Here is a 12168-nt window from a genome sequence, read left to right as displayed (position 1 = left end):
GGAAAGGCCGCTGCGCTGTAGCCGAAGAGGCGTGCGCTGCGTCATCCCGCGCCGCCGCCCTTGCCTTTAAGCGTGCGCATGAACTCCCCGAAGTGCGGATAGAGCTCGCGAAAGAGCGGGTGGGTCCGGTGTTCGAGCAGCACCTCGCCAAAGAGCTTGAGGCCGACGCCGAGGGCAGGAGCGGTGTCCGGCGGCAGGTCTGCGCGGGCGCGCAAGCGTTCGACAACGTGGAGAATGTCGTCGTGGTTGGCGACCTCGAAATGCAGCGCGGATGCTGCCGCGTCGCTGCTGGTGTCGTCGGCGAGCGGCTCGACGGTGATGCGGTAGCGATGGTGTGCCATCGGATGCCTCCGTGTGGAAAATTCCTTGGGTGTGATTATCCAGCGTTTTGGTGCGCCCAAAAAAAACGCCAGCGCGAAGCTGGCGTTTTCGTGCGGTGGAGCAAACTCAGAGGACAGCGGTGATCGCGTCGGCGACGTAGTCGATGTTCTTCGAGTTCAATGCGGCCAGACAGATGCGACCGGTGCCGACGGCATAGATGCCGAATTCGTTCTTCAGGCGGTCGACCTGCGCAACGGAGAGACCGGTGTAGGAGAACATGCCGCGCTGGCGAGCAACGAAGGAGAAGTCCTGCTTCGCGCCGCGTTCGGCCAGCTTGTCGACGAGGCCGGTGCGCATGGCGCGGATACGCAGACGCATGCCGGCGAGCTCGTCTTCCCACTGCTGCCGTAGCTCGGCGCTGGCGAGCACGCTGGCAACGATGGCGCCGCCGTGCGTCGGCGGGTTGGAGTAGTTGGTGCGGATGACGCGCTTGACCTGCGACAGCACACGCGTCGACTCGTCGCGGCTGGCGGTGACGACCGACAGCGCGCCGACGCGTTCGCCGTAGAGCGAGAAGGACTTCGAGAACGAGCTGGAGACGAAGAACTGCAGGCCCGAGGCGGCGAACAGGTCGAGCGCCACCTTGTCTTCGGTGATGCCGTCGGCGAAGCCCTGATAGGCCATGTCGATGAAGGCGACGAGATTGCGCTCGCGCACCGCTTCGATCACTTCCGCCCACTGCGCGGCGGTAAGATCGGCGCCGGTCGGGTTGTGACAGCAGGCGTGCAGCAGGACGATCGAGCCGGGGGCCAGCGTCGACAGGCAGGCTTTCATGGCGGCGAAATCAACGCCGCGCGTCGCCGCGTCGTAGTAGGGGTAGGTAGCGACCGGGAAGCCGGCGGCTTCGAACAGGGCACGGTGGTTTTCCCAGCTCGGGTCGCTGATATACACCGTGGCGTTTGGCAGCAGGTGCTTCAGGTAGTCGGCACCGATCTTCAGTGCGCCAGTACCGCCGAGCGCTTGCGCGGTGACGACGCGGCCGTCGGCGAGCAGTGCCGAATCGGCACCGAAGATCAGCTTCTGCACGCCCTGGTTGTACGCCGGCGTGCCTTCGATCGGCTGGTAGCCGCGCGGCGGCATGGCTTCGAGGCGGACCTTCTCGGCAGCGCGCACGGCGCCGAGCAGCGGCAGCTTGCCGTTGTCGTCGAAGTAGACGCCGACGCCGAGGTTGACCTTGGTCGTGCGCGTATCGGCGTTGAAAGACTCGTTAAGACCGAGAATCGGGTCGCGCGGAGCCATCTCCACGGCGGCGAAAATCGAGGTGCTCATCAATGCTCCTGTAGGCGCGGCTGGGCGCCGGTGGATGCGGCGCGTCGGCGGGCGGTGAAAGTCGCCGTGCTTCGCGCTGCGATTTACGAAATAATGCGGAACCCCGCCGACCGTCTGGCGCCCAACAGCACTTCCGCCTATCCGGCCGGCAAAAAAACGCGCAAATTCTACCATGTCCGAAACATCGTCTTCCCCGAACTCGCCCCGTTCCGCGCGTGCCGCCAAGCTGCCTTCGCCGGCCGAACCCGGTGCCGAGGTGCCCGTCGGCGAGCATCCTGTCGTCACCTTTCCCGGCAGTCCGTATCGCTTGCATCAGCCGTTTCCTCCGGCGGGTGATCAGCCGGAGGCAATCCGCCAGCTGATCGGCGGCATCGATGATGGTTTGCTCTACCAGACGCTTCTCGGCGTGACCGGTTCAGGCAAGACCTACACGATGGCGAACGTCATCGCCCGTACGGGGCGCCCGGCCTTGGTGCTGGCGCCCAACAAGACGCTGGCGGCGCAGCTGTATTCGGAATTTCGCGAGTTCTTTCCGGAAAACGCGGTCGAGTATTTCGTCTCGTACTACGACTACTACCAGCCGGAAGCCTATGTGCCGGCGCGCGATCTCTTCATCGAGAAGGATTCGTCGATCAACGAGCACATCGAGCAGATGCGGCTTTCCGCGACGAAAAGCTTGCTTGAGCGGCGCGACTGCATCATCGTCGCGACCGTCTCGTGCATTTACGGTATCGGCGACCGCGACGAATACCACCAGATGATCCTGACCATGCGCGTCGGCGACCGCATGGGCCAGCGCGACATCATCAAGCGTCTGTCGGAAATGCAGTACGAGCGTAACGAACTCGACTTCCATCGTGGCGTTTTCCGCGTGCGCGGCGACGTCATCGACGTCTTTCCTGCCGAACACGCCGAACACGCCGTGCGTATTTCGCTCTTCGACGACGAAATCGAAGGTTTGCAGCTCTTCGATCCGCTGACCGGCCACCTGCAAACGAAGATGACGCGTTTCACGATCTTTCCGTCTTCGCACTATGTGACGCCGCGCGGCACCGTCGTGCGGGCAATCGAGCAGATCAAGGCAGAGCTGCACGATCGCATCGCCTTCTACCAGCGCGAGAACCGCGCGGTCGAGGCGCAGCGCATCGAGCAGCGCACGCGCTTCGACCTCGAAATGCTCGACCAGCTTGGTTTCTGCAAGGGCATCGAGAATTACTCGCGCTACCTGTCGGGGCGTAAGGCCGGCGAGCCGCCGCCGACGCTGCTCGACTACCTCGCGCCCGACGCGCTGATGTTCATCGACGAGTCGCACGTCGCCATTTCGCAGGTCGGCGGCATGTACAAGGGCGACCGTTCGCGCAAGGAAAACCTCGTGAACTACGGCTTCCGCCTGCCCTCGGCGCTCGACAACCGGCCGCTCAAGTTCGAGGAATACGAGCGCATGACGCGGCAGACGATCTTCGTCTCGGCGACGCCGGCCGAGTACGAGCGCACGCACCAGGGGCAGGTGGTCGAGCAGGTGGTGCGCCCGACTGGCCTGATCGATCCGGTGATCATCGTCCGCCCGGCATCGACGCAGGTCGATGATCTGCTCTCGGAGATTCGCAAGCGTCTCGCCGTCGGCGAACGCGTGCTGGTGACGACGCTGACCAAGCGCATGTCCGAAGACCTCACCGACTACCTCAGCGAGCAGGGGATCAAGGTGCGCTACCTGCACTCGGACATCGATACCGTCGAGCGCGTCGAGATCATCCGTGACCTGCGCCTTGGCGAGTTCGACGTGCTCGTCGGCATCAACCTGCTGCGCGAAGGCCTCGACATCCCGGAAGTGTCACTCGTGGCGATTCTCGACGCCGACAAGGAAGGCTTTCTGCGTTCCGAACGCTCGCTGATCCAGACCATCGGCCGCGCCGCGCGGCACGTGCATGGCACGGCGATCCTCTACGCCGACCGCATCACCGACTCGATGCGGCGCGCGATGGCCGAAACCGAGCGGCGGCGCACCAAGCAGCTGGCTTTCAACGAGGCGAACGGCATCACGCCGAAGAGCGTTTCCAAGCGCATCAAGGACATCATTGATGGCGTCTACGACGCGGAAGGCGCGCAGCGTGAGCTGAAGGCGGCGCAGCAGCAGGAAAACTACGCAGCGATGAGCGAGAAGCAGCTGTCGCGCGAACTGAAACGGCTGGAGAAAGAGATGCAGGAGGCGGCGAAGAATCTCGAGTTTGAAAAAGCCGCCGCCGCCCGCGACGAGCTGGCGCGTATCAAGGCACTGGTATTCGGCGTCGCCACGCACGACGAAGCGCCGCCTGCGGCCTGAGTCGCGGCGGCGCCGGGCGAGGGCAGGTTGCGGGCTGCGGCGTTACTTCTTCTTTGCCGGAGTACTGGCCTGCGGCTCCATGCGGAAGCGGTAGACCTCGGAGATTTCGCGGTCGTAGCCCGGATAGAAGCCCTTCACCATACCGAGAACAATGCGCGAGCCACGGTTGATCAGCACCAGGAATTCGCCCGTTTTCGGATCGACACCGCCGGCTTCGATCTCGCCCTGCCGCTTGACCTCGCTGAAGGTCTTTTCGCGGATCACCGGCGCGTAGGATTTGTCGGTGACGTCGACGCGATAGAGGTGGTCGGGCTCGTCGAAATCGGCGTCGCCGTCGTCGGCGGTGACGAAAAGTTGCCCCTTCCAGTAGTGAATGCCCTGAATCCACTGCGGCACCGGTTGCAGGTGAACCTTGCGCAGGTATTTTCCGGTGTCGAGGCTGTATTCGTAGAGGTAACGACCGCTTTCCTCGCCGACCCACGACACCATCCAGACGCTGCGTTTGTCGGGGTCAACGCAGATGCCGGAGACTTCCTGCTGCCCGCTTTCAGGATCGAAAGCGAAGCTGCGCTTGAGCTTCAGCGTCTCGGCATCGTGAATGGCGATCTGGATGTCGCGGCCGACGCCGTCAGCGAAATTCTCCGCGCTGACGAAAATCTCGCCGTTGAAGACGTCGATGCCGCCGATGTGATTGGCGGCGACCGGATAGCCTTCGAAGGGCGTTTCGTTGGACTTTAGCAACTGGCCGTTCGTGTCGTACTTGTACAGCGCCTTGCTGCCGCTGACGTAGTAGAACTTGCCATCGCTGACGACGCCTTGCCGCCCTTTGACGGCGAAGGTGTCGATCAGGGTGTAGCGGTAGCTCGGCTGTTCGACGGGAGCGGCTTCGGCGGCGAGGGTCAGCGAGCTGAAGGCCAGCGATCCGGCAAGTACGGAGAGGGCGAGGTAACGGTGAGTGCGGCGAGTTGGGAGAATGCGGGGCATCGTGCTTCTTTCTTCAAAGGTGGAGACGTGATGCCCGATTCTGGCAAGCGAAGGTTACGTTTCCTTGAAGCTTCCGCGTTGTGCGCGCTGCCCGGTGGCTTCGGGCAGTTTCTGGCAACGGTGGTGGGCGAGCGCACGCCGCGTGATCAGGCGGCCCGGAAGGGGAGGTGCCGTGCCATTTCAGCGCCGTAATCCTGCACCGCCTTATCCTCGCGACGGATGAAGTCGGCCAGTGCGCCGCGCATGCGCGGATCGGCGATCCAGAAGGCCGACCACGTGGCGCAGGGCTCGAAGCCGCGGGCGAGCTTGTGTTCGCCCTGGGCGCCGGCCTCGAAGCGCGTGAGGCCGTTGGCGATGGCGTAGCCGATTCCCTGGTAGTAGCTCAGTTCGAAGTGCAGGCCGGGGCAGTCGATGTCGCTGCCCCAGTGGCGACCGTAGAGCACGCTGTCGCTGCGGTAGCAGATCGCCGAGGCGACCGGCTGCTCGTCGCACCAGGCGATGAACACCACCATGCGCCGTCCGAGTTCGCCGCCGACGCGCTCGAAGAATTCGAGCGGAAAGGCCGGATGGTTGCCGTAGCGCGTGAAGGTGTCGCGGTAATGGCGGTGCAGCGCCGGCCACAGCGCGGTGTCGATCTCGTCGCCGTGGCGCGTTTCGAGGCGCAGCCCGGCTTCCGCCACGGCGCGCTGTTCGCGCCGGATCTTCTTACGCTTGTCGGCAGAGAAGGTGGCGAGGAAGTCGGCGAAGTCGCGGTAACCGCGATTGATCCAGTGGAACTGCACGCCGCGGCGCAACAGCAGGCCGGCGTCGGCGAGCAGGGCGTGCTCGGCCTCATTGACGAACAGGCATTGCCACGAAGAAGCATGGCATTCGCTGGCGACTTCGATTGCCGCCTGAATCAGCGCCGGCCGCAGCGTTGCCGGGGCGTCGCCACGCGCCAGCAGGCGCGGCCCTGGCGACGGGGTGAAGGGAATGCCGCTGACCAGCTTCGGGTAGTAGTCGAGCCCAGCGCGCTGCCAGGCGGGCGGCCAGTTCCAGTCGCGCGAAAAGTCGCCGAAGGAATGCTGGCGCAGATAGAGCGGCAACAGGCCGGCAAGCTGTCCGTCGGCCTCGCGCAGCGCCAGATGCAGCGGCTGCCAAGCCAAAGCGGGTGAGGCGGCGCCGCTGTCTTCGGCGGCGCCAAGGAATTCACGGCTGACGAACGGGTCGCCGCCGGTGGCAAGCTGCTGCCATTCTTCGGCCGTCAGGTCGCTGGCGGCGCCGAGGAGTTTGACCCGGTAGCTCATCGCCGCCGCTGACGACCGGGAAGCGCTGCTGCCGCGCCTACGGCAACTGCGCGAGACGTTCGCGCAGGCTGTCGATCGCCGCCGCTTCGCCGCGCACGCGGAAGTGCGCGCCGTCCGCTTCGGCGCGTTCGTCGAGCACCTGGCAGCTGGCGAATATGGCGCCGCGCAGCTGCTGCGCCGTCCACGGCAGGAACAGTTCGGCCTCGACCAGATCCTGCTGGAAGAAGGCGACGATGCGCTGGTGCAGCCGCGCCACGTCGTCCGGCCGGCGTGCGCTCATCACCACGCAGCCCGGATACTGCTCGCGCAGCGCGGCCTCGCGTTCGGCCTGTGCCGCGGCATCGCCAACGTGGTCGATCTTGTTGAAGATGCGCAGGCGCGGCAGCACGTCGGCGTCGATTTCGGCGAGCACGGTGTCAGTCACCTCCAGCTGGCGCTGGAAACCGGGATCGCTGGCGTCGATCACGTGCAGCAGCAGGCCGGCGTCGAGCGCCTCGTCGAGCGTCGACTTGAACGACGCGACTAGCCCGTGCGGCAGGTTCTTGATGAAGCCGACGGTGTCGCTGACCAGCACGCGCGGCACGCTTTCCGGGTAGAGCGTGCGCACGGTGGTGTCGAGCGTGGCGAACAACTTGTTGGCGACGAGCACCTCGCTGCCGGTCAAGGCGCGCATCAGCGTCGATTTGCCGGCGTTGGTGTAGCCGACCAGCGCCACGCTGGCCAGTCCCTGGCGCTCCTGACGACGGGCGCGCTGCGTCTTGCGCTCGGCCTCCATGGCGACGATTTCCAGCTGCAGTTCGGCGATGCGGTCGCGGATCTTGCGCCGGTCGAGTTCGGTGTGCGATTCACCGGCGCCGCGGCCGCCGACGCCGCTGCGCTGCCGGCCCTGCGGCCCGGCCAGCTTGGCCGCCTCGCGCAGGCGCGGCGCCATGTAGCCGAGACGCGCGATTTCCACCTGCGCCTTGGCGGCGCGCGAGCGCGCGTTGCGGTGGAAGATTTCGAGGATGACCATGGTGCGGTCCATCACCTCGCAGCCGGTCTCCTTTTCGAGATTGCGCGCCTGCGAGGGCGAAATCTCGTGGTCGACGAACAGCGCTTCGATCTTCTGCGTTGACGGCGCACGCGTCGGTACGGGGGCGTGGGGCTCGCCGTCCTCGTCTGTGGCTTCGTGACCGCTGTCGATGTTGGCGAAGCAGCGGATTTCCTCGCGCTTGCCGACGCCGAGATAGCCGGTGGTGTCGAAGCCGGCGCGCTTCTGAGTGAAGGTTTCGACGACGGTATAGCCAAGCGTCTTCGCCAGTTCGCGCAGCTCGGTCAGCGAGGCTTCGAACTCGCTGTCGCTGACGTTGGGTAGTTGCACCGAGGCGGCGATGGCGTAGACGGGTTTTTCTTTGACTTCGGCAGACATGCGGTACGGGCTTCTTTCGGGTGGGTGAGGGCAGATAGTACCTGTGGAGAGCCCGCAGGCTGAAAGCCATTATCGGTAATAGCTCGGTCAGCCGGCGCCGTCGCGATGATGGCAACCGTCAGCGGGCAGTGCTCGTTGCGCGCAGCCAGGCAGCGAAGTCGGCTTCTGGAAGTTCGCCGGCGGCGAGGGCGAGCATGATGGAGACGCAGGCCGCGTCATCGGCCTGTAATTCAATTCCATGCATTAACAGGAAAAGCTCGGAACAAACGAATGCCGTACGTTTATTGCCGTCGATGAATGGGTGGTTGCGTGCAATGCCGAAGCCATAGGCAGCGGCAAGGTCGGCAGCGTCCGGGCTGCCATAGATTGCAAGATTTCGCGGTCGCGCAAGGGCCGATTCCAGCAGTCCCCTGTCACGGATACCAACCTGACCGCCATGCTCTGCGAGTTGTGCTTCGTGAATCGCCCAGACGACAGCTTCTTCGATCCAGCGCCTTTTTTTCATTTGGCGAGTTCTCGCAGCACATTGCGACGCGATTTCATCACCTGCTTTGCCAGTTCCATTTGTTCGGCGAATGCCGGGTCAAATGCGGTGAGACGGACGCCTTCCGGGGACTCGGTCGCATAGATGGTGTCGCCTTTTTCCAGGTGAAGGCGGGAAAGAAGCTCTTTCGGCAGTACCACGCCAACAGAATTGCCGATCTGAGTGAGTTTCAGGCTGAACATGGTGGACTCCGATGTAATTACGTCCGTAATACTATTCCACTGCGCGAGTGACGGGCAAGTTGTCGCGCGGGATGGCTCGCCCGGCGTATCGATCCGCGGTACAGGCGGGCGCGCGTTCAGGCCTTGCTCAGTTCGCGCATGCCGCGCGTCAGCCCGTCCACGGTCAGCGGGAACATGCGGCCGGCGAGAAGTTGGCGGATCAGTGAAATCGACTCGCGGTAGGGCCAGTGTGCTTCCGGCTCGGGGTTGAGCCAGACGGCGTGCGGGAAGGCGTCGGTCAGGCGTGCCAGCCAGACGGCGCCGGGCTCGGCGTTGTCGTGCTCGACGCTGCCGCCGGGATGGACGATTTCGTAGGGGCTCATCGTCGCGTCGCCGACGAAGATCAGCTTGTAGTCGCGGCCGTAGCGGTGCAGCACGTCGACGGTCGGCGTGCGCTCGGTGCGGCGGCGGACGTTGTCGCGCCACACATGCTCGTAGACGCAGTTGTGGAAGTAGTAGTACTCGAGGTGCTTGAACTCGTTGCGGCAGACCGAGAACAGCGTCGCGCAGGTGGCGATGTGGTCGTCCATCGAGCCGCCGACGTCGAGGAAGAGCAGCACCTTCACCGCGTTGTGCCGTTCCGGGCGCAGCTTGAGGTCGAGCCAGCCGGCGTTGCGCGCGGTGCCGTCGATGGTGCCGTCGAGGTCGAGCTCTTCGGCAGCGCCCTCGCGCGCGAAGCGGCGCAGCCGGCGCAGCGCCACCTGGATGTTGCGCGTGCCGAGTTCGACGCTGTCGTCGAGGTTTTTGAACTCGCGCTTCTCCCACACCTTCAGCGCCGAGCGGTTTTCGCTCCTGCCGCCGATGCGTACGCCTTCCGGGTGCGTGCCGCCGTGGCCGAAGGGCGATGTGCCGCCGCTGCCGATCCACTTGTTGCCGCCAGCGTGGCGCTCCTTCTGCTCGGCGAGGCGCTGCTTCAGCGTTTCCATCAGCTTGTCCCAGCCGAGTTTTTCCAGCGCGGCGCGTTCTTCGTCGCTCAACAGGCGTTTGGCCGCTTGGCGCAGCCATTCTTCGGGAATGCCGGTTTCCATGCCGGGCAGCGCTTCGATGCCCTTGAAGTACTCGCCGAAGGCGCGGTCGAAACGGTCGAACTGCGCTTCGTCCTTGATCAGCGTCGTGCGTGCCAGCAGGTAGAAATCTTCGATGCTGTAGCCGGCGACGTTGCGGCGCAGCGCTTCGAGCAGGACGAGGAACTCCTGCAGCGAGGTCTTCACCCCGCGCTCGCGCAGGTGGAGGAAGAAGTCGACGAGCATGCGGGAACAGGACTCAGCGCCCGCGCCGCGCCATGAACACCAGCTTTTCGAACAGATGGATGTCCTGCTCGTTCTTCAGCAGCGCGCCGTGCAGCGGCGGGATGGCGAGTTTCTGGTCGCTGCTGCGCAGCGCTTCCGGCGGAATGTCTTCGGCCAATAGCAGTTTCAGCCAGTCGAGCAGTTCCGAGGTCGACGGCTTCTTCTTCAGTCCCGGCAGCTCGCGCAGCTCGAAGAAGACCTCGAGTGCCTCGCGCAGCAACGCCTGCTTGATGCCGGGGTAGTGCACCTCGACGATGCGCTGCATCGTCTCGCGGTCGGGGAAGCGGATGTAGTGGAAGAAGCAGCGGCGCAGGAAGGCGTCGGGCAACTCCTTCTCGTTGTTCGAGGTGATGAACACTAGCGGCCGCTGCCGCGCGCGGATCAGCTGGCGCGTCTCGTACACGTAGAACTCCATGCGGTCGAGTTCGCGCAGCAGGTCGTTGGGGAATTCGATGTCGGCCTTGTCGATCTCGTCGATCAGCACCACCGATGGCGTCTCGGCTTCGAAAGCCTGCCACAGCACGCCCTTGACGATGTAGTGGCCGATCTCGCTGGCGCGCGCCTCGCCCAGTTGCGAATCGCGCAGGCGGGCGACGGCGTCGTATTCGTACAGACCCTGCTGCGCGCGCGTCGTCGATTTCACGTGCCACTGGTAGAGCGGCAGTCCGAGCGCAGCGGCGACTTCCTCGGCGAGCAGCGTCTTGCCGGTGCCCGGTTCGCCCTTGATCAGCAGCGGTCGCTGCAGGGTGATCGCGGCATTGACCGCCAGCGACAGTTCGCGTGTCGCGACATAGGTATCGGTGCCGGTAAAACGCATGGAATATCCCCGCTGGGCAATAGACGTCCAAGTGTAACCGCTCCGACCCGAATGGCGTTGTGACGCGGGCGGGCGGCAGCGCCGGCAAGGCGCGGTGCTAGAATGCGCCATCTCCTGGCGCAAGGCGCAGAACATGGCTTACGAACTGATCGCCGCCGTCGATCTCGGTTCCAACAGTTTCCGTTTGCAGGTCGGGCGGGTGGTTGATGATCAGATTTATCCCCTGGACTCGCTCAAGGAGCCAGTGCGGCTGGCTTCCGGCTTGACGGCGGACAAGCGGCTCGACGCCGCCTCGCGCGAGCGCGCCTTGCTCGCCCTGCGGCGTTTTGGCGAGCGTTTGCGCGGTTTTCAGCCGGAGGCGGTGCGGGCGGTAGCGACCAATACGCTGCGCGTCGCCAAGGACGCGCACGATTTTCTGCCGGCGGCGGAAAAGGCGCTCGGCTTCCCCATCGAAATCATCGGCGGCCGGGAAGAAGCCCGCCTCATCTATCTGGGCGCCGCGCATTCCTTGCCGGCGGTCGAACACAAGCGCCTCGTCGTCGACATCGGTGGCGGCTCGACCGAATTCATCATCGGCCAGCAGATCGAGCCCCTGCTGCTGGAGTCGCAGTACATGGGCTGCGTCAGCTTCTCGCTGCGCTTCTTTCCGGGGGGGGGTGTCGACAAGCGCCGCTTCCGTGATGCCGAGCTGGCGGCACGGCGTGAGATTCAGGGCATCGCCAGCGACTACCGGCGCTTCGGTTGGCGCGAGGCGGTCGGCTCGTCGGGGACGGCCCGCGCGCTGGCGGAGATTCTCGAACTGAACCGCTTGAATCCCGGCGGTGCCAGCGGCATTACGCGCGCCGGACTCGAAGAGCTGCGCAATCGCCTGATCCGCGCCGGTTCTACGGATGCGCTGTCGCTCGACGGCTTGCGCTCGGACCGGCTGCCGGTTTTCCCCGGCGGGCTGGCGATCATGTGCGCCATTTTCGCTGAACTCGATATCGAAACGATGATTTACGCCGACGGCGCCTTGCGTCTCGGCGTTCTCTACGATCTGCTCGGGCGCTTTCATCGGCTCGACATGCGCGATTCGACCGTCAGCGAGTTCATGCGGCGCTATCAGGTCGACGTGTTGCAGGCGGCGCGCGTCGAGCGGACGGCGCAGGGTCTGCTCGGCCAGTTACGCGACCTGCGCGCGCCGGAGAACGAAAGCGCGCTCGACGTGCTGCGCTGGGCGGTGCGCTTGCACGAGATCGGCATTTCGATTGCGCATAGCGGCTACCACAAGCACGGCGCGTACATCGTCACCTTTGCCGACATGCCGGGTTTTTCCAAGAAAGATCAGGCGTTGCTGGCGCTGCTGATCTTGGGGCAGCGCGGCAAGCTGGAGAAGATCGCGGCCCTGCCGCCGCTCGATGATGCCTGGCAACTGGTGTTCTGCCTGCGTTTGGCGGCCTTGCTCCACCGCCCGCGCGATGATCGGCCGCTGCCGCCGCTGACGCTCAAGTACGTGTCTGGCGCCTATCAGCTGGATGTGCCGGCGGAGTGGCTGGCGGGTAATCCGCTGACGGCCGCGGCGCTGGCCGACGAGGCGGTGGCCTGGGAGCGCATCGGCTCCGGACTGCGCCTGCGGCGGCGCGCCGGCAACTTCGACGGCTGAGCGCAGC

General features: G+C 64.9%; 11 protein-coding genes. 2 read left to right on the top strand and 9 right to left on the bottom strand.

What is annotated here, in order from left to right; genetic code table 11:
- Positions 1-41: 41 nt before the first annotated feature.
- Positions 42-341, bottom strand: coding sequence for a DUF3861 domain-containing protein (locus tag GHK24_RS00730; protein WP_153467478.1), 300 nt, complete (start codon positions 339-341; stop codon positions 42-44).
- Positions 342-447: 106 nt separating this feature from the next.
- Complete coding sequence (locus GHK24_RS00725) at positions 448-1650, bottom strand: amino acid aminotransferase (protein ID WP_153467475.1); 1203 nt, start codon at positions 1648-1650, stop codon at positions 448-450.
- A 172-nt stretch (positions 1651-1822) separates the two neighbouring features.
- Here GHK24_RS00725 and uvrB point away from each other — a divergent pair, with 172 nt between their 5' ends.
- Positions 1823-3970 (top strand): excinuclease ABC subunit UvrB, encoded by a 2148-nt coding sequence (gene uvrB / locus GHK24_RS00720; RefSeq protein WP_153467473.1) that lies wholly within the window; start codon positions 1823-1825, stop codon positions 3968-3970.
- A gap of 42 nt (positions 3971-4012) precedes the next feature.
- On the opposite strand, the gene GHK24_RS00715 is transcribed toward uvrB, so the two are convergent.
- From GHK24_RS00715 to GHK24_RS00685, 7 genes are all read right to left on the bottom strand, one after another.
- Complete coding sequence (locus tag GHK24_RS00715; protein WP_228384468.1) at positions 4013-4954, bottom strand: hypothetical protein; 942 nt, start codon at positions 4952-4954, stop codon at positions 4013-4015.
- Between the two features lie 146 nt (positions 4955-5100).
- The gene (locus GHK24_RS00710; protein ID WP_153467469.1) at positions 5101-6240 is read right to left on the bottom strand and encodes a GNAT family N-acetyltransferase; all 1140 of its coding nucleotides are present in this window, start codon (positions 6238-6240) and stop codon (positions 5101-5103) included.
- Between the two features lie 37 nt (positions 6241-6277).
- Positions 6278-7648, bottom strand: coding sequence for a GTPase HflX (gene hflX / locus GHK24_RS00705; RefSeq protein WP_153467466.1), 1371 nt, complete (start codon positions 7646-7648; stop codon positions 6278-6280).
- Positions 7649-7766: 118 nt separating this feature from the next.
- Positions 7767-8153: a type II toxin-antitoxin system death-on-curing family toxin gene (locus tag GHK24_RS00700; RefSeq protein WP_153467463.1), complete on the bottom strand. Its 387-nt coding sequence runs from the start codon at positions 8151-8153 to the stop codon at positions 7767-7769.
- Positions 8150-8374 carry an AbrB/MazE/SpoVT family DNA-binding domain-containing protein gene (locus GHK24_RS00695; RefSeq protein ID WP_153467460.1) on the bottom strand — a complete coding sequence of 75 codons (225 nt, stop codon included), beginning with the start codon at positions 8372-8374 and terminating at the stop codon, positions 8150-8152. The genes GHK24_RS00700 and GHK24_RS00695 overlap by 4 nt, the downstream gene beginning before the upstream one ends.
- A 116-nt stretch (positions 8375-8490) precedes the next feature.
- Positions 8491-9663, bottom strand: coding sequence for a vWA domain-containing protein (locus tag GHK24_RS00690; protein ID WP_153467457.1), 1173 nt, complete (start codon positions 9661-9663; stop codon positions 8491-8493).
- Positions 9664-9676: 13 nt separating this feature from the next.
- Positions 9677-10519 carry an AAA family ATPase gene (locus GHK24_RS00685; RefSeq protein WP_153467453.1) on the bottom strand — a complete coding sequence of 281 codons (843 nt, stop codon included), beginning with the start codon at positions 10517-10519 and terminating at the stop codon, positions 9677-9679.
- 133 nt (positions 10520-10652) lie between these two features.
- Between GHK24_RS00685 and ppx the strand changes: the two genes are divergently transcribed.
- Positions 10653-12161 (top strand): exopolyphosphatase, encoded by a 1509-nt coding sequence (ppx, locus tag GHK24_RS00680; protein ID WP_153467450.1) that lies wholly within the window; start codon positions 10653-10655, stop codon positions 12159-12161.
- The last annotated feature ends 7 nt before the right edge of the window (positions 12162-12168 follow it).

This window comes from Rhodocyclus gracilis, from assembly GCF_009617575.1.
GTDB lineage: Bacteria > Pseudomonadota > Gammaproteobacteria > Burkholderiales > Rhodocyclaceae > Rhodocyclus > Rhodocyclus gracilis.
Note: the sequence above shows the minus strand (reverse complement) of the source record. Positions and strands in the feature narration are given on the sequence as shown.